This window comes from Nocardioides sp. NPDC057767, assembly GCF_042798275.1.
Classification (GTDB): Bacteria; Actinomycetota; Actinomycetes; order Propionibacteriales; family Nocardioidaceae; genus Nocardioides.
The window spans coordinates 155,527-173,292 of the sequence record NZ_JBHVKJ010000002.1; the positions used below are offsets into that span (position 1 = coordinate 155,527).

At 70.3% G+C, this 17,766-nt stretch carries 14 protein-coding genes; 10 read left to right on the forward strand and 4 right to left on the reverse strand.

Annotated features, from left to right (window positions below):
- Positions 1–207: 207 nt before the first annotated feature.
- Positions 208–2,340, forward strand: a complete 2,133-nt coding sequence (locus tag ACFVDI_RS02105) for a SpoIIE family protein phosphatase (protein ID WP_378899757.1) — start codon at positions 208–210, stop codon at positions 2,338–2,340.
- On the opposite strand, the gene ACFVDI_RS02110 is transcribed toward ACFVDI_RS02105, so the two are convergent.
- Complete coding sequence (locus tag ACFVDI_RS02110) at positions 2,337–3,179, reverse strand: helix-turn-helix transcriptional regulator (RefSeq protein ID WP_378899760.1); 843 nt, start codon at positions 3,177–3,179, stop codon at positions 2,337–2,339. The two genes, ACFVDI_RS02105 and ACFVDI_RS02110, sit on opposite strands and share 4 nt — an antisense overlap.
- Before the next feature lie 108 nt (positions 3,180–3,287).
- Here ACFVDI_RS02110 and glmU point away from each other — a divergent pair, with 108 nt between their 5' ends.
- The 3 genes from glmU to ACFVDI_RS02125 all read left to right on the forward strand — a co-directional run bounded on the left by glmU (position 3,288) and on the right by ACFVDI_RS02125 (position 6,334).
- Positions 3,288–4,742, forward strand: coding sequence for a bifunctional UDP-N-acetylglucosamine diphosphorylase/glucosamine-1-phosphate N-acetyltransferase GlmU (gene glmU, locus ACFVDI_RS02115; protein ID WP_378899763.1), 1,455 nt, complete (start codon positions 3,288–3,290; stop codon positions 4,740–4,742).
- A gap of 74 nt (positions 4,743–4,816) precedes the next feature.
- The gene (locus tag ACFVDI_RS02120) at positions 4,817–5,791 is read left to right on the forward strand and encodes a ribose-phosphate diphosphokinase (protein WP_328529004.1); all 975 of its coding nucleotides are present in this window, start codon (positions 4,817–4,819) and stop codon (positions 5,789–5,791) included.
- Between the two features lie 12 nt (positions 5,792–5,803).
- On the forward strand, positions 5,804–6,334 hold the full coding sequence (locus tag ACFVDI_RS02125; RefSeq protein WP_378899767.1) for a putative immunity protein: 531 nt from the start codon (positions 5,804–5,806) through the stop codon (positions 6,332–6,334).
- A gap of 142 nt (positions 6,335–6,476) precedes the next feature.
- Here ACFVDI_RS02125 and ACFVDI_RS02130 read toward each other — a convergent pair whose 3' ends face one another.
- Both ACFVDI_RS02130 and pepN read right to left on the reverse strand, forming a co-directional pair.
- Positions 6,477–7,490, reverse strand: coding sequence for an LCP family protein (locus tag ACFVDI_RS02130; protein ID WP_378899770.1), 1,014 nt, complete (start codon positions 7,488–7,490; stop codon positions 6,477–6,479).
- Positions 7,491–7,538: 48 nt separating this feature from the next.
- Positions 7,539–9,968 (reverse strand): aminopeptidase N, encoded by a 2,430-nt coding sequence (gene pepN / locus ACFVDI_RS02135; RefSeq protein WP_378899773.1) that lies wholly within the window; start codon positions 9,966–9,968, stop codon positions 7,539–7,541.
- A 223-nt stretch (positions 9,969–10,191) separates the two neighbouring features.
- Between pepN and ACFVDI_RS02140 the strand changes: the two genes are divergently transcribed.
- Positions 10,192–10,815, forward strand: a complete 624-nt coding sequence (locus tag ACFVDI_RS02140; RefSeq protein ID WP_378899776.1) for a 50S ribosomal protein L25/general stress protein Ctc — start codon at positions 10,192–10,194, stop codon at positions 10,813–10,815.
- Positions 10,812–11,423, forward strand: a complete 612-nt coding sequence (pth, locus tag ACFVDI_RS02145; RefSeq protein ID WP_378899779.1) for an aminoacyl-tRNA hydrolase — start codon at positions 10,812–10,814, stop codon at positions 11,421–11,423. The genes ACFVDI_RS02140 and pth overlap by 4 nt, the downstream gene beginning before the upstream one ends.
- Positions 11,424–11,425: 2 nt before the next feature.
- Here pth and ACFVDI_RS02150 read toward each other — a convergent pair whose 3' ends face one another.
- On the reverse strand, positions 11,426–12,061 hold the full coding sequence (locus ACFVDI_RS02150; RefSeq protein ID WP_378899782.1) for a response regulator transcription factor: 636 nt from the start codon (positions 12,059–12,061) through the stop codon (positions 11,426–11,428).
- A 394-nt stretch (positions 12,062–12,455) separates the two neighbouring features.
- On the opposite strand from ACFVDI_RS02150, the gene ACFVDI_RS02155 reads away from it, so the two are divergent.
- The 4 genes from ACFVDI_RS02155 to ACFVDI_RS02170 all read left to right on the forward strand — a co-directional run bounded on the left by ACFVDI_RS02155 (position 12,456) and on the right by ACFVDI_RS02170 (position 17,765).
- Entirely contained in the window at positions 12,456–13,448 is a 993-nt protein-coding gene (locus ACFVDI_RS02155) for a sensor histidine kinase (RefSeq protein ID WP_378899785.1), read from the forward strand.
- The gene (locus tag ACFVDI_RS02160) at positions 13,429–14,121 is read left to right on the forward strand and encodes a response regulator (protein ID WP_378899788.1); all 693 of its coding nucleotides are present in this window, start codon (positions 13,429–13,431) and stop codon (positions 14,119–14,121) included. Before ACFVDI_RS02155 ends, ACFVDI_RS02160 begins: the two co-directional genes overlap by 20 nt.
- Positions 14,122–14,260: 139 nt before the next feature.
- The gene (locus ACFVDI_RS02165) at positions 14,261–15,607 is read left to right on the forward strand and encodes an exopolysaccharide biosynthesis polyprenyl glycosylphosphotransferase (RefSeq protein ID WP_378899791.1); all 1,347 of its coding nucleotides are present in this window, start codon (positions 14,261–14,263) and stop codon (positions 15,605–15,607) included.
- Positions 15,608–15,689: 82 nt separating this feature from the next.
- Positions 15,690–17,765 carry a protein kinase gene (locus ACFVDI_RS02170; protein WP_378899794.1) on the forward strand — a complete coding sequence of 692 codons (2,076 nt, stop codon included), beginning with the start codon at positions 15,690–15,692 and terminating at the stop codon, positions 17,763–17,765.
- The last annotated feature ends 1 nt before the right edge of the window (position 17,766 follow it).

Here is a 17,766-nt window from a genome sequence, read left to right on the forward strand (position 1 = left end):
TATCCGCCGATGTGCCCGGCGATGAGGGCATTTTCGCCTCCTCTCGCGCTGAAAGGCGCGTCTGCTGAAGTGTCCCACTCACGGGCACGCCGTGGCCCACAAATGCCCGTTCACCACCGATTCTGGTAATTCCTTGACCTACGGGCCGGTACCTTCGCCCGATCGGTGTCATTCCGATGCCGATCGGGGGCAGAATCGGCGTTGGCCATGAGCACCGGAGTCAAGACGCTCTCGCGCACTTTCCAACCGGCACCCACGTCGGTCTCCGAGGCGCGCCGTTTCGCGCGCAGCGTGCTGGCCGAATGGGGGCTGGAGGACGTCCTCGACGACGCCGTCCTGCTGACCAGCGAGCTGGTCACCAACGCTGTGACCCATGCCGGCACGCCGATGACCGTCGCAGTCGTACGCGAGGACGACCGGCTCCGGATCGACGTCGTCGACCAGCACCCGACCCGTGTGCTCCCGGTCGGCGCCAACGCCCGCCCCGGGACCGGCGAGCACGGTCGCGGACTGCTCATCACCTCGGCGCTGTCGACGGCCTGGGGCGTGGAGTACCGCAAGGACCACAAGCGGGTCTGGGCGGCGTTCGCCCTGGTCGAGGAGACCCTCAGCGCCGAGGCACCCGCCGGCGGCGGCCCGGAGGACCAGCGCGTACGCCGCCGAGGGACCGCGTCCCCCGGCCAGGATCCGCTGGGACTGAGCGGGTTGGCGCTCAACCAGCTGCCGCTGGCGGACATGCTCGAGCTGGTGGTGGAGCAGACCCGCGACCGCTTCGGTGCGGATGCGGCGTACCTGCTGCTGGAGGACGAGATGGAGGACCGGTTCGTGGTGGCCGCCACGAGCGGGTCAGCCGCGCCGATCCAGGGACGTGGCGTGCGGCGTGGTGAGGCCGGCGCGCCGACCCTCAAGGCGTCGTTCCGGCCGCTGTCGATCGGGGACCTGCGGGCGACCCCGGTCGAGCTGCTCCGCGGGCTCGAGCTGCGCTCGCTGGCGACCGCGCCGGTGGCCTTCGACGGACGCGTCATCGGGACGCTGGCGGTCGCGCTGGCCGAGCCGGCCGGCTTCACCACCGATGACGGCGCGCAGCTGCAGCTGATCGCCGACTGGGCCGCGCCCAGCGTCGACCGTGCCTCCACCCGGGCCGCGGACGGCGAACGGCGGGCCTGGCTGGCGTTCCTGGGGGAGTCGAGCGTGATGCTGGCCGGGTCGCTGGATCTGGAGGCGACCACGGCGATGACCGGGCAGATCGTCGTGCCAAGGCTGGCGACCTGGTGCGGCATCTACCTCAACGACGCTCGCGAGCAGCCTCGGCTCCAGTTCGCCTGGCATGCCGACGAGCACCAGCTCGACTCGCTGCAGAAGGCCCTGGAGGACGCGGCTCCGGACGGCCGGGAGGCCCCGGCCGAGCCCGACTTCCCCGGTGAGGTCGCGATCCTCCCGCTGGAGGCGCGCAACCGGATCATCGGCTGGCTCACCCTCGGGCGGCCCGTCGGCGAGCCGTTGCGCCGTGAGCGACTGCTGGTGGCCGAGTCGGTGGCCCGGCGGGCGGCGCTGGCCATCGACAACGCCCGCGCTCACACCGAGCTCCAGGACATCGGTCAGTCGCTGCAGCGCAGCCTGCTGCCGGCGGTGCTGCCGGAGATCCCGGGCGTGGACATCGGGGTGGGCTACGAGCCGACGGGGGAGTTCAACGACGCCGGCGGCGACTTCTACGACATCTTCGCGCTCGGTTCCGGGCGCTGGGGCTTCATGGTGGGTGACGTGTGCGGGGTCGGGCCGGAGGCGGCCGCGGTCGCCGGCATGTCGCGCCACACGGTGCGGGCGCTGATGCGCGCCGGCATCCCGATCGCGCCGACCCTGGAGCGGCTCAACGCCGCGATCTGCGACGAGGGTCCGCGAGGCCGGTTCATCACGATGGTCTGCGGCACGATCGAGGTCACCGCGGCCTCCCGGTTCCGGCTGCGGCTGGTCTGCGCCGGCCACCCGCCGCCGTTCCTGGTCACCCGCTCCCGGCCCGGCGTCCCGGCCCGTCGGGTGGGCCGTCCTCAGGCTCTCCTCGGAGTGATCGACGCGGTCGACTACATCGAGGAGGAGGTGACGGTGACGCGTGGCGACCGGCTCGTCGTCGTCACCGACGGCGTCCTGGAGCGGCGGGCGGGGGAGCCGATGTTCGAGGAGGCCGGGGTCGAGGCCGTCCTCGCCGCGGGCATCGGCACCGGGGCTCAGGCCGTCGCCGACCGGCTGCTGCGCGCGGTCGCCGACTTCTCCGCCGCGCCGCCCTCGGACGACATGGCCGTCCTGGTCCTCGATCTGGGCAAGGGCGCCGTCGCTCGGCCCTAGGTCGTGCTGAACTCCTCGTGGCCGAGCACGGCGAGCAGCCGGATCTTCTCCTCCGCCTCGCTGCCGGGCACCGGCGTCAGCACCAGCAGCGCCTGGCCCATGTCCTGGGTGGTCAGCACCTGGCAGTCGACGTCGATGCGGCCGACCTGTGGGTGCAGCAGTGTCTTGTGGTCCTCGAAGCGGTGGGTGACCTCGTGCCGCTCCCACAGCTCACGGAACTCCTCCGAGCGGGTCTCCAGGAGGCGTACGAGGTCACCGGCGCGGGATCGCGCACCCATGGCTCCGTAGGCGACCCGGAGGGTCGCCACCAGGCCGCGGCCGTGCCGGTCGTGGAGCTCGGGCGGGTAGACGTCCCGCGTCGAGGGATCGGTGAACCAGCGATAGGACTCGAACCGGTCCCAGCCGGTCAGCGCCGGTCGGTCGCCGAAGATCGCGACGGCGAGCCGGTTCGCGACCAGCGTCTCGCCGAGCGCGGACATGATCATCGCCGGGGTGTCCTCGAGCCGGTCCAGCACGCGCAGCAGGGCCGGGGCGACGTGGCCGTCGTCGAACGTACGCCGCGGGGCGTTGTGTCCGGCCAGCCGGTAGAGGTGGTCGCGCTCGTCGATGCTCAGGCGCAGCGCCCGGGCGAGCGCCGACAGCATCTGGTCGGAGGGCTGCGGGCCGCGCTGCTGCTCGAGGCGGATGTAGTAGTCGGTCGACATCCCGGTCAGCGCGGCGACCTCCTCACGGCGCAGGCCTGGCGTACGCCGGCGGGGCCCCGTGACCAGGCCGACGTCCTGCGGGCGAAGGGCCTCACGGCGGCGGCGGAGGAAGTCGGCGAGCGAGGCGCGGTCCATGGCAACCATGATGCGGCGCGCCCTCCCGCTCAGCCAGGGATCGCCGATCCCTGGCACCCCGCTGACCCCGGCTCGGCTCCGGGAACCCGCGCCCTAGACTGGGCCGACATGAGCGAGCTCACCGTGATCGTGCTGGCCGCCGGTGGCGGCACCCGGATGAAGTCCAAGACACCCAAGATGCTCCACCAGATCGCGGGCCGGAGTCTCGTGGGCCATGTGCTGGCCGCCGTCTCGGAGGCTGGCGCCTCCCGCGTCGTCGCGGTGGTGGGCCACCAGCGCGAGCTGGTCGAGCCGCACATCGCCGAGATCCTCCCCGAGGCCGTGATCGCCGTCCAGACCGAGCAGCTCGGCACCGCCCACGCGGTGCGGGTCGCGGTCGAGGCGGGCGCGGTCTCCGGTGGCACCGTCCTGGTGACCTACGGCGACACGCCCCTGCTGCGCGGTGAGTCGCTGCGCGCGCTGGTGGCCGACCACGAGGCCGCCGGCCGGGCCGCCACGATCCTGAGCGGGATCGTGGCGGAGCCCTTCGGCTACGGCCGGATCCTGCGGGGTGACGCCGGGGTCAGCGGCATCGTCGAGGAGAAGGACGCGACCGACGAGGAGCGGGCGATCACCGAGATCAACTCGGGGATCATCGCCTTCGACGGGGCGTTCCTCGCCGGCGTACTGCCCCGGATCGGCAACGACAACGCCAAGAAGGAGTTCTACCTCACCGACGCGATCGCGCTGGCGGTCGCCGACGGGCTCGGGGTGGACGCGTTCGTCCTGGACGACGTCACCGAGGCCGAGGGCGCCAACGACCGGGCCCAGCTCGCCGCCCTCGGGAAGATCCTCAACGAGCGGATCGTCACCCGGTGGATGAAGGACGGGGTCACGGTGATGGACCCGGCCACGACCTGGATCGACGCCGACGTCGAGCTCGCCCCCGACGTCACCATCCTGCCCGGCACCCAGCTCATCGGTGCCACCCGGATCGACGAGGACGCGGTGGTCGGTCCCGACTGCACGCTGAAGGACACCGAGGTCGGCCACGGCGCCCGGGTGGTGCGTACGCAGGCAGAGCTCGCCGTCGTCGGACCCGGCGCCAACGTGGGGCCGTTCTCCTACCTGCGCCCGGGGACGGTGCTCGGGGAAGAGGGCAAGATCGGCGGCTTCGTCGAGGTCAAGAACTCTCGCATCGACGCGGGGGCGAAGGTGCCGCACCTGTCCTACGTCGGCGACGCGACGATCGGTGAGGGCACCAACATCGGGGCCGGCACGATCTTCGCCAACTACGACGGGGTCAACAAGCACAAGACCAAGATCGGGCGCCACGTGAAGTCGGGATCGGGTGTGACCTTTGTCGCCCCGGTGGTCGTCGGAGACGGTGCCGCGACCGGTGGCGAGGCCCTGATCCGCGACGACGTTCCGCCCGGTGCGCTGGCCGTCTCCGCAGGTCAGCAGCGCAACATCGAGGGCTGGGCGCTGGCCCGGAGGGCAGGCACGCCGCAGGCGGCGGCGGCCGAGGAGGCACTCGAGGCGGGCGTACCCATCCTCGGTGAATCCCCGGCGACCGGCGAGTAACCCCCGGGGTTGGGTCCGGCGGCGAAGTTGATGGAGAATCCAAGTGCAGTGACCCCGGGGGTAGGAGCCAGCACATGACCAAGCGCACCACCGAGAAGCAGTTGATGCTCTTCAGCGGCCGGGCTCACCCGGTCCTCGCCGAGGAGGTCGCCGACCTTCTCGGAACGAAGCTGACGCCGACCTCGGCCTACGACTTCGCCAACTCCGAGATCTACGTACGCTACGAGGAGTCGGTGCGCGGCTCGGACGCGTTCGTGATCCAGTCGCACACCGCGCCGATCAACCAGTGGCTCATGGAGCACCTGATCATGGTCGACGCGCTGAAGCGGGCTTCGGCCAAGCGGATCACCGTCGTGATGCCGTTCTGGGGCTACTCCCGCCAGGACAAGAAGCACCGCGGTCGTGAGCCGATCTCGGCCCGTCTGGTCGCCGACATGTTCAAGACCGCGGGTGCGGACCGGATCATCTCCGTCGACCTCCACGCCGACCAGCTCCAGGGCTACTTCGACGGCCCGGTCGACCACCTGATGGCGCTGCCGCTGCTGACCGACTACATCAAGGACAAGTACGGCAACCAGCCTCTCGCGGTCGTCTCTCCCGACGCCGGCCGGATCAAGGTCGCCGAGCGCTGGGCTGCGCGGCTCGGCGGGGCGCCGCTGGCGTTCATCCACAAGACCCGCGACATCAACCGGCCCAACGAGACCGTTGCCAACCGCGTCGTGGGTGAGGTCAAGGACCGCATCTGCATCCTGACCGACGACATGATCGACACCGGTGGCACGATCGTGAAGGCCGCCGACGCGCTGATGGCCGACGGTGCCGCCGGGGTGATCATCTGCGCCACCCACGCGATCCTCTCCGACCCGGCCGTCGACCGGCTGAAGAACTCCACCGCCATCGAGGTCGTCATCACCAACACCCTTCCGGTGCCGGAGGAGAAGCAGTTCGACAAGCTCACCACGCTCTCCATCGCCCCGATGGTCGCGCGTGCGATCCGTGAGGTCTTCGAGGACGGCTCGGTGACCTCGATGTTCGACGGTCACGCCTGAGCCGCCTCCTCCGTGGCCGGCGACTTCGAGCTGACGACGGACGAGCTCCGGGTCGTCGCTCGCTACGTCGCGGAGACCGCCGCCGAGGTCCTGCCGGTCTTCGAGGCGGCCGTGCCCGGTGACTCGCGACCGCGGGTTGCACTCGATGCGGCCTGGGAGTTCGTCGGCGGGGCGAGGCGTACGAAGCTGCAGCGGGTCACCTCCCTGGACGCGCACCGCGCCGCGGCCGAGGCGCCGTCCGAGGAAGCCCGACTGGCTGCGCGGAGCGCCGGCGACGCCGCCTCGGCCGCCTACCTGCATCCGCTCGCCGATGCCGCTCAGGTCGGTCACATCCTGCGTGCCGCCGCGAGCGTCGCGCGGATCGCGGAGATCGAGGCGTCGGGTGATCCCGAGGCTGCCGCAACCTCCCTCGACCGTGCCGTCGGCCGGGCTGACCGCGTGCTGATCGATGTGCTCTCACGCTACCCGGCCGTGCCGGTGGGCAGGAACCGCGTCGCCGAGCTGATGAGCTCCCTCGACCGTCGCCTTCGTGCGTCTCGCTGACCGGTTGCGCTCAGGGGTGGCGAACCGTCCTCCCCACGCCGGTGTCGGTTCCCCACGCGCCGGAGCGGGGGGAACTACCCCTTGGGTGGGGAGATGTTTCCCAACCGTGGCGGAGCCCGGTGTCAGGGATCGCCGAAGGCCCTCAGTTGACCGTCCGCCCCGTCAGAACCTCTTGGTTCTGAGCAAGCCACGCATCCATCTCGTCCTCGCGCATCGCGGCCCACAGTTGGCGCCCCTTGCGGGCGTCGAGGTGGACCACGCTCTGCTTTCCCTCCCGCCCCAGCCCAGCCACCGGAGCGGTGAAGAACGTCAGATCCGAAGAGGGGATCCGGGCGAGGTCGAGGGCGAGGCTGCGGAGGTCGCCGCCGGAGAAGCCGGAGTCGACGGTGAGATGGCGGGTGATGATGTCGAGGAGGTCGTAGGCCTTCTTGGGGTCCTTCGGGTCGACGCTCTGCCGCAGGCCGCGGAGGATGGAACGCAGGACGTACTGCTGGCGCTTCACCCGGTCGAGGTCGCCGCCGGGGAGGCCGTAGCGCTGGCGTACGTAGAGCAGGGCCTCCTCCCCGCTGAGCAGGTGCTTGCCCTTGGTCCAGGTGCGGTCGCGCGCGGAGTCGTGGACGGTCTCCGGGACGTAGACCTCGACGCCGCCGAGGAGATCGCCGATCTCCTCGAAGCCGGCCCAGTCGACCCAGGCGACGTGGTCGATACGTACGCCGGTGAGCTTCTCGACCGTCTGCACGCTGAGCCGCGGCCCACCCAGGGAGAAGGCGGCGTTGACCTTGGCCTTGCCGTGGCCGGGGATCCGCACCCACGCGTCGCGCGGGATGGAGACGACCGAGGCCGAGCGGCGGTCCGCGCTGAGGTGGAGGAGCATCATCGTGTCGGCCCGCTGCTCACCGGGTGTCCACGACGAGGTTGCCTCGCTGCCGGTGGTCGCCTCGCCGCCGGTGCGCCCGTCGGTGCCGAGCAGCAGGACGTTCATCGCGCCCTCGGTGCCGCCGGCCGGCTCCGGACGCTCCTCCAGGCCCGCGAAGACGTCGACGGTCCGGACCTGGTCGTCGAGACGGTGGGCGAGGTACCAGCCGGTGCCGGTGACGGCGCCGACGAGAACGACGAACGCGATCCCGACGCCGAGCCAGATGCGCGACTTCTTCATGGCCGTCCTCAGAGGTGGGGGTCGAGGGCGCCTAGAGGCTAGTGGTCGCTACTCCCGGTCATCGAAGTGGTCCTCCCAGGAGCGCCGCAGGATGGTCGGTACGCCGTTGGCCAGGGCCGCCTGCAGCGCATCGATCTGGCCGGCGTCGAGAGCGATCCTCGGAAACGCACGGCCGACCTCGATGGCGAACGCCTGACCACGGGTGGCCAGCTTCGGTGCCTCGGCGAGATAGGCGGCGACGTAGGGGCGGAGCAGGTGGGCCTGCTCGGCGATCCACATCCCCGACGCCAGCGCATCGAAGCGGCGGTTGTCGACGCCGGGGGCGAGCATCGCCTCCCACGCGGCGTCCTTCGCGACGGTCGACGGGCGCGCGGCGAGGGCACGTAGCGCCCCGAGGGCTCCTTCGGCGGTGCCGTCGCGGTCGCGCTCGGCGGCGATGAAGCGCGCGTCGGCCTCACCCAGCGAGGCGAGGCGCGCGACCGCCTCCCAGCGTGTGGTCGGCAGCAGCGTGACCCCGGTGGCGACCTTGTCGGCGTCGAGCCAGCCGCGCAGCATCTCGGCGTCGCCGCTGGTGGCGGCGAGGGCGGCGGCCCAGGCCAGGGCGCGCTGCTCGTCGTCCCCGGACGCCGCAAGACCCGCCGCGGCCGCGGCGGCGACCCGTGCCACCGCACCGGCCGAGCGCGAAGCCGGCACCCGCTGCGGGATCACCACGGACCTGGCCTCGGTGAGCACGCCTTCGATGATGTCAGCGCGGGTCTCCGCAGGCAGGTGGGTCTCGACCAGGTCGAGGAAGTCGTCGGCCGAGAGGTCGCGCGAGCGCACCTGGAGAGCGTTGGAGGACCAGAGCACGGCGCGTACGAGCGGGTCCTGGATCCGGGACAGCCCGCCGGAGAGCGCCTTCTGGGACTCCGGGTCGAGCCGGAGCGCGGCGAAGGTCTCGCCACCGGCGTTGGGAACGACGACGAGACCGGCGAACTCGGGCAGCGGCACCGGCTCGGCGTCGATCTCGACCCGCTTGCGCCCGACGAGCCGGAGCGAGGAGTCGTAACCCGCGACCGTGAACGCGTGCGGCCTGCTCCCCTCGCGCACCAGCACCGGCACGTCGCCGTCGCGCTGCACCGACAGGGTGTCGAAGCCCGGTTTTCGCAGCCAGGCGTCCACCCAGCCGCGTACGTCCTTCGACGAGGTCTCCGTGAGCGACTCGACGAAGTCGGCCAGGGTGGCGTTGGCGAAGCGGAAGCGGGTCAGGTGACGGTTGACCCCGGCCATGAACTCCTCGTCGCCGAGCCAGAAGGCGAGCTGCACGAGGCAGGCACCGCCCTTGGCGTAGGAGATCCCGTCGAAGATGGTGGCGGCGGTGTCCACATCGGGTACGTCGACGGCCAGCGGGGCGACCGGATGGGTCGAGCGGCGTGCGTCGGAGCGGTAGCCCCACGGCTTGCTCCGGATCTCCACCTCGACCCGTAGGTCCGAGAACCCGGCACCCGCCTCCGCGACCCGGTAGCCCATGTAGTCGGCGAAGGACTCCTGCAGCCAGGTGTCCTCCCACCAGGTCATCGTCATCGAGTCGCCGAACCACATGTGGGACATCTCATGGGCGATGATCACCGCGCGGATCGCCCGCTGAGCGTCGGTGATCGCGCCGCGCGGCAGCAGCTCGTCGCGGTAGGTCACACACCCCGGCATCTCCTGCGCACCCCAGTTGAGCCCGGGAACGAAGACCTGGTCGTAGGAGTCGAAGGGGTAGGGCTCGTCGATCAGGTCGGCGTAGTGGGCGTAGCACGCCTCGGTCGTACGCCGCAGCTCCTCCGCGTCCCGGTCGAGCTCGGTCGCCAGCGACCGCCGGGCGTGCCAGCCGAAGTCCAGCCCCTCCCCGGAGTCGAGCACTGCCGACCAGCGCACCGAGTGCCACGGACCCGCGGCGACCACCAGCAGCGCCGGCGGGATCGGGGGAGTGGTCGCGAAGGCCCACTGCCCGGCCTCCTGCGAGACGACGGCCCCGTTGGCGAGGACGGTGTCGGACGGGTCGGCGGTGACCGCGACCGAGAACGACGCCTTGAGATCGTTCTGGTCGAAGCAGGCGAAGACCTTCGAGGCGTTGTCCATGCCCAGGTAGGCGGACACGTAGCGAGACCCGTCGACCGGGTCGGTGAACGTGTGCATCCCGTCGCCGTCGGTCGTGTACGGCAGCGTCGCGGTCACCTGCACCTCGTTGACCGCCTCGTCCGGCCCCGTCGACAGCCCGGTCAGGCCCACCCGTGCACCGTCGTACGCAGCCTCGACCGCCTCCCCGTTGACGACCAGTGACACCGAGAGCGCGCCCTTCAGATCCAGGAACGTCTCGGCGGTCGTGGACGCGAACCGGACGCGAGTGTGGCTCCGGAAGGTCTCGGGGCCGGTGAGGTCGAGATCGAGGGTGTAGGAGAGAGAGCTGATCACGCCGGCCCGTGCGCGGGCCTCGTCGAGTGTGAGGGACACGACCTCCAACGTACGTCCTCGCAGGTCAGCACGCGCGCGCATTTCGCTGTGAGCGTGATCCGGGGATAGTCTGTGGCAGTTGCCTCGGCGAGGGAGCGCCTCGCGCTCCGTGATCGACAAGGTGGACGTCTCCTCACAGGGACGCCGTGCCTTCGTCGCACGGCCTTCGTTGGACCAGCCGGGCGCCATTGACGTCAGCACCACTCATCGAGGAGTTCAACGCATGTCCAGCGAGAAGATCGTCGCCGAGAAGCGCACCGAGTTCGGCAAGGGTGCCGCTCGCCGCATCCGCCGTGAGAACAAGATCCCGGCGGTCGTCTACGGCCACGGCGCCGACCCGATCCACCTGACCCTGCCGGGCCACGCCACCATGATGGCGCTCAAGCACCACGGTGCCAACGCGCTTCTGGAGCTGGACATCGACGGCAAGACCCAGCTCGCCCTGACCAAGCAGGTCCAGGTCGACGACGTCCGCCGCGTCATCGAGCACGTCGACTTCGTCGCCGTCCGCGCGGGCGAGAAGGTCACCGTCGACATCGTCGTCAACGTCGTGGGTGACGCCGCCTCCGGCACCATGGTCGTCACCGACGCCAACACCCTGACCGTCGAGGCCGAGGCCACCCACGTGCCGGAGAGCCTCGAGGTCAGCATCGAGGGTCTCGAGATCGGCACCCAGATCCTGGCCGGCCAGGTCGAGCTGCCCAAGGGCACCACCCTGGTGACCGACCCGGAGACCCTGGTCGTCAACATCACCGAGGCCCGCACCATCGAGGAGCCCGTCTCCGAGGAGGCCGCCGAGGGCGAGGCCGCCGAGGGTGAGGCCGCTGAGGCCACCGACGCCGAGTGACTTCTGACTCGGTGACCGACGGCGTCTGGCTGGTCGTCGGCCTGGGCAACCCCGGGCCGACGTACGCCGGACACCGTCACAACATCGGCTACCTCGTCACCGACGAGCTGGCCAACCGGCTGGGCAGCAAGTGGCGTGCCCACAAGTCCGGCCGTGCTGACGTCGTGGAAGGGCGCCTCGGGGGGAACACCCCCGGGGTGCCCGGCCCACGCGTCGTGCTCGCCCGCTCCCGGACCTACATGAACGAGTCCGGCGGGCCGGTCAAGGCGCTCGCGACCTTCTACAAGGTCCAGCCCGACCACGTGATCGCCATCCATGACGAGCTCGACATCGCCTTCGACACGATGCGGGTCAAGCTGGGCGGCGGCGACAACGGCCACAACGGGCTCAAGTCGATGCGGTCCTCTCTCGGGACCGGCGACTTCCACCGGGTGCGCGTCGGCATCGGCCGCCCGCCCGGTCGCCAGGAGGTGCACGACTTCGTGCTCTCCAACTTCTCCACCACCGAGCGCAAGGTGCTGCCTTTCGTGGTCGACACGGCCGCCGACGCCATCGAGACGCTGATCACCGAGGGCCTGGAGAAGACCCAGCAACGGTTCAACTCCTAGGGTCAGCTCCTCGGCGGCCGCAGATACCGGTCGTACGCCGCGACCGCGGCCAGCTGGGACCCGACCCCGAACTTGCGCAGGATCGACTTCACCTGGGTCCGCACCGTCGTCTGCGCCACTCCGAAGCGTTCCGCGATCTGGGCGACGGGCGTCCCGTCGTACAGCAGCTCGAGCACCTCGCGCTCGCGCATCGTCAGCGAGCCGACGAGCCCGCGCATCCTCTCCAGCCCGTCCCGCATCAGGTGCCACTGCGCGACCAGGCCCTCGACCTCTGCCGGGGAGTGTCCCGGGCGACCCTCGGCGGCGTCGCGCAGCGAGCACTCGATCGTGTCCGAGTCGGAGGCGGCAGGCAGCACCTCGACCGCCCCGGCCTCGATCAGCGCACCCCACAGCCCGCCGCGGGGAGCGGTGGTGAGCGCCACCCCCGGCAGACGTACGCCACGCACCAGCGTGCACACCCGGTCGAGCTGCGCCCAGTTGTCGATGTCGGTGACGACCAGCCAGGCCGCGGGGTCCCCCAGGAGAAGGGAGGCCGGGTCCGCGTCGGTGGCAGCGGTCGCCGTCACGATGATGCCGCGCTCGTCGAGCGTGACCCTCACCGCGTCAAGGGTCATCGTCTCGTCGGCGGAGACAGCCACCCTGAGTCGTACGGTCGTGCCTGCCATGTCTGGTGTGCCGTTCGGTCGTCTCGGGCCCGGCCAGATATCCCTGGGGGTATACCCATTCTGGTGGTCGGGCGAACCGTATCGGGAACCTGTTCTACGATCCCCCAAGTTTGGGGATGACCTGGGACAACGCTTCCCGCACTGTAGATTGCGGACGACCCCGGAAATCTATGACTCCTCAATTCTCGGTATTGGCCCGAAATGCGGTCGCGCGACGATAACGTGCTGATTACGTTTCCTTCAGCGAAGGATTCGGTCACAACATTCATATTGGGACGGCCCGACAAACTCGGGCTGGGGGAGCAGGGCCTGCACAAGGCCGATCCGGGACTCATACCTCACTGGCCGACCCGTCCTGGGGAGCAGTATGTCTACGTCCATTTTCAAGCGGATCAACTCGGGTTGGTTAACCACCGCGTACGCAACCACGACCGCCGTCTTCATCGGCGTCCAGAGCTTTCTCATCGCCGTCCTCCAGGGCCCCTGGGTCTCCTTCCACACCCACGGAGCGCTCCTCTGGGTCCTGCTCACCGCCATCGTCGTCGCCACGTCGCTGGCGGCGTCCGCGGGCCTCCTGCACGGTGCCGTCCGCATCTACCGGCGCGTGTGCGCGGCGGAGGCGAAGGCGGCCGACGAGATCTACCTCGACCTGCTCAGCGCCCGGGAGACGCAGCGCCTCCAGCGGGCCCGGATGCACGAGGTGACCTCGACCCTCGCCGGTGTCCGCTCGGCCAGTGAGCTGCTGTGCAACTCCGAGACGCTCGACCCGGAGCGCCGGGTCGCGATGCTGACCATGATGGGCAGCGAGCTCAGGCGCCTGGAACGCCTCGTCCGGGCCCACCGCGGCGGTGCCGACACGGTGCCGGTCGACAACGGCGTGATCGATGTCGACGCGGTGATCCACAACCTCGCCCTGGCTCACGAGGCCAGCGGCACCACAATCGTCCACCATCCCAGCAACGCGCTCGCCGCCGGCAGCTCGGACGCGGCGGCGGAGATCGTCAACATTCTTCTCGACAACGCGGCCAAGCACGGCTCCGGCGCTGTCGAGGTCGTGGTCCGGCACGAGCCGGGCGGGTCCGGCCAGATGGTCGTCGTCGAGGTCTCCGACGACGGCCCCGGAGTCGCCCCCGAGGTTCGCGACCGGATCTTCGAGTGGGGTGTCCGTGGTCCGGACTCGGCCGGCCAGGGAATCGGGCTCAACGAAGCCCGCACCGTTGCCGAGCGGATGGGTGGGTCGCTCCGCCTCGCCGCCGGGGAACGCACGACCTTCGTGGTCACCCTTCCCAGTGCAGTGATCGAACGCTCCGGGGTCGGAGCAGAGAACGAAGGTGCCTCCGATGGCGTTGTCGCCGCGTAGCCAGTACCGAGTCGTCATCGTCGAGGACCACGTCCTCTTCGCCGAGTCGCTCGAGCTCGCCGTCTCGATGGAGGGATACGACGTACGCCGCATCCCGATGCCCAGCGAGCCCGTCTCCACCGCCACGATGGTCTCCGTCGTGCTCCGCAACAAGCCGAAGGTCGTGCTCCTCGACCTCGACCTGGGCCGCTACGGCGACGGTGTGCGTCTCATCGAGCCGCTCGCCAAGGCCGGCGTCGACGTGGTCGTGGTGACCGGCGCGATCGAGGAGGCGCGCTGGGGGCAGGCGCTGCGCAACGGCGCCCGCACGGTGCTGTCCAAGTCCCGCCCGCTCGGCGAGATCCTGGGCACCGTCAGGCGCCTCTACCAGGGCGCCTGCGTGCTCGCGGTCAGCGACCGCGAGCGGCTGATCCGGATCTGGTTCGAGCGCCAGCACGAGGTCGCCGAGCTGAGTCGCCGCATCGAGCTGCTCACCAAGCGCGAGTCGCAGGTGCTCGGTCACCTGATGCTCGGCCGCACCGTCCACGAGATCGCTGTCATCGGTGTCGTCTCCGAGGCGACCGTGCGTACGCAGGTGAAATCCATCCTCGCCAAGCTCCAGGTCACCTCCCAGATCGCCGCGGTCGGTCTCGCCCACCGCCTCGGCTGGCGCTCGCCCCAGTCCGTGGAGTGAGTCGACTGGTCTGGACCAGTGGGTTCCGGTTCCCTCATTTGGTCTAACCGGACCCCCATCGGCCCCCACCGACCGCTTTCGTCCCGCATTGTTCTGGCATGAAGTAGCGTTCGGGCGCCCAGCACCATGGGGGAGATGAATGACGATAGAGCTGGCGTCGGTGGAGACAGTAGTCCCGCTCGACATCAACCGCCGGAGGGTGTCCGCGAAGGCACCCTCTCTTCGGTTGCAGGCCTCGATGCTCGACGGGCTCGCATTGATGGTCCTGGCGCCGCTTCTCGTGGGACAGGAGATCGTCCACGCGCTCGTGTGGGGGTTGGTCTGGGGTCTGGTCACCAGGATCACCGCGCCGAAGATCCTGCCCGGTGCCGAGCGCCTGCGCGCGACGGTCTCCGGAGTCTTCAAGGCGTTCATGGCCATGAGCATGGCCACCTGGCTGCTCGGTGCGCTGGTCGAGCTGCCGCAGGCGCAGCTGGTCGTGCAGACGATCCTGGGGCTGGTGACCGCGCTCGCGTTCCGGGTGGGGGGCTACATCTTCAGCTCCCGGCCACGCAACCCGTTGCGGGTCGTCGTGGTGGAGGCCGCGCATGACCACGGCCCGATCCCGGAGTGGACCCACCGGCTCAGCGGCGGACTGATGGAGGCGGCGGCGGTCTGCCGCGCCGACGGGCTCTCCGGGGCGATCGCCTCGGTCGCGCCCGACGCCGTGCTGGTCGTCCCCGGGCCCGACCTGGCCGGCCGGGAGATCCAGCGGCTGGCCTGGACGAGCGAGTCCTTCGGGCTCCCGCTGCTGGTCAGCACCCGGATGCAGGACGTGACCCCGCAGCGTACGTCCTCGATGAGGCTCGGCTCGATGACCCTTCTCTATGTCGACGAGGCCCTGCGAGCCCGGCTGACCCGGGTCGCCAAGTACGTGTGGGAGTGGCTGGCCGCGGTCGCCGCCGCCACCCTGCTCCTCCCGGTCTTCCTGGCCATGGCGGCCGTGATCAAGCTCGACTCACCGGGGCCGGTCTTCTTCCGGCAGGTGCGCGTGGGCCGCAACGGCAAGCAGTTCCGGATCTGGAAGTTCCGCACCATGGTCGTCGACGCGGAGTCGCTGCTCCGCACCCTCGACCACCGCCCTGGACACGTGCTCTTCAAGCTCCGCGCCGACCCGCGGGTGACCCGGGTGGGGAGGGTGCTGCGGAAGTACTCCCTGGACGAGCTGCCCCAGCTGTTCAACATCGTGCTGGGCCAGATGTCGCTGGTGGGGCCGAGGCCTGGACTGCCGAGCGAGGTGGCCATGTACGATCGGGACTCTCATCGCCGACTCGCAGTTGCTCCCGGTCTGACCGGGCTGTGGCAGGTCTCGGGGCGTTCGGACCTCTCCTGGGAGGACACGGTCCGGCTCGACTTGGACTATGTCGACAACTGGACACTTCTGCGGGACTTCGGGATCGTCGTTCGTACGGTAAAAGCCGTTGTGCGTGGCTCTGGCGCCTACTAGTGAGTGTCCCCTAAACTCCCTGGCCGTTGTGTGAGCAACCCAACACGAATGAACAACTGGATCCTCGACGGGAACGTCCCCCATGCAAACCTCCCCCCACCCCAAGATTGCCGGCCGATATGAGCTGCACCGCCTGATCGGGCGTGGCGGTATGGGCGAGGTATGGCAGGCGATGGACCTCACCCTGCAACGCTGGGTCGCGGTCAAGGTCGTGAGGACGTCGGCCGACCCGACCATGATCGAGCGTTTCCGTCGCGAGTCGCTCTCGACCGCCGCCGCCAGCCACCCCGGCACCGTGCAGGTCCACGACGCCGGGATCGAGCGCACCGGCAACGGGCCGATGGCCTTCCTCGTCATGGAGCTCCTGACCGGTCCCGACCTCGGCGAACGCCTGCGCTCGCACGGCCCGCTGATCGCCCGGGAGGCCGGCGAGGTCATCGTCCAGGCCGCGCGTACGCTCGCCGCGGTCCACGGCCAGGGGATCGTCCACCGCGACATCAAGCCGTCCAACCTCGTCTATGACAGCGACCGCCGGATCAGGATCGTCGATTTCGGGATCGCTCAGCTCGCCCGGCTGGGCGACCAGCGGCTGACCTCCACCCACGATGTCGTGGGCAGTCTCGGCTATCTCTCGCCCGAGCGCGGCTCGGGCGGTGAGGTCGGGCCGGCGAGTGACATCTACTCGCTGGGCTGTCTCTTCTACGAGATGCTCACCGGGCGCACCCCCTACTCCGGCGGTGCCCCGGCGACGATGGTCTACCAGCACGCCACCGCGCCGATCCCGCGGGTCAGCAGCATGGTGCAGGTGCCGGGGATCATCGACGACCTGGTCGCGATGATGATGGCCAAGGAGCCCCAGCAGCGGCCGAGCGCGCAGGACGTGGTCGCGGTGCTCACCGGCTCCGGTCCGCTCCCCGTCTTCGACGCGCAGATGCCCCGGCCACGCGCGACGCACGCGTCCGGCCCGATCAGCACCTCCGGTGCCTTCGAGGCGTACGCCGGCAGCGGCTCGTTCCCGGCCGCAGCCGCTACCGGGTCGACCGGTGGGTTCTCCACGATCGGCGCGAGCGGCCCGATCCCGACCGGCGCGGCGGCGCGCGCGGAAGAGCGCCCCGGTGGTGCCCGCCGGGCGGTGAGCATCCTGCTGGCGATCGCCCTGCTCGGTGTGGCCGTCGGCGGCTGGGCGACGTTCGCCGCCTTCCAGAACGCCTCGGAGACGGGCCGGGCGGCCGCGCTCAGCGAGTCGCTCCCGGAGACCATCGAGCTGGCCGTCGACGTGATCTTCGAGCGGGACGCGCTGCAGCCGGTCTCGCAGGCGCCGGTCAACGTGCGCTCCACCTACCTGCACACCACCGACATCGCGGTCGAGAAGTGGCAGACCGCGTCGGCCGAGATCGACGTCGACGGCGACGCCGAGCTGCGCACGCTCCACCACGACATCAACGAGGTGCTCACCGACTTCGAGCTCTACCGGGTCGAGATGCAGGAGGGCGACAAGGCCAGTCAGGACGCCGCCCGCGAGGTCTACACGGGCCTGGCCAGCAACCTGCTGATGCTCGCCGCGCAGCTGCCCGAGCTCGAGGACGACGAGACCGCCGACCAGATCCGCAACCTCAGCAACCTGACGGCGGCGGCAGAGGCGTTCAGCATCGAGCGCGAGCTCATGGTCGTGGCGCTGTCCGAGAACGAGATCAGCACCAAGTCGGTCAAGGACCTCACCGACGCCGAGGCCGAGTGGGTCAAGGCGTCCTCGGCGTTCTACTCGGGTGCCTCGCCAGAGCTGCAGGCCGAGCTCGACCAGGTCTCCGACGGCACCTTCGACAAGGGCTCGGGTGCGATGATGGTGCAGCGTACGGTCCGCGACGTCGCCGCCAAGGGCGGCATCGACGGGGTCGCCAAGGAGATGCGGGCGGCGTCGAAGGGAGAGCCGATCGTACGCACCTGGTCCGACGGTGCCGTCGAATACATCCAGAGCCTGCGCGAGGTCATCCTGAAGTCGACCGAGACCATGGCCGACGCGGTCACCGACGAGCACGAGCGTGCCAAGACCGGGCTGATCCTGCGCGCGGTGCTCACCGGAGTGGCGCTGGTCGCCGCGATCGGGCTCGGCTTGGGCCTGTACCGGGCTCAGTATCGGGCCGGTCGCAGGTCTCGCTAGA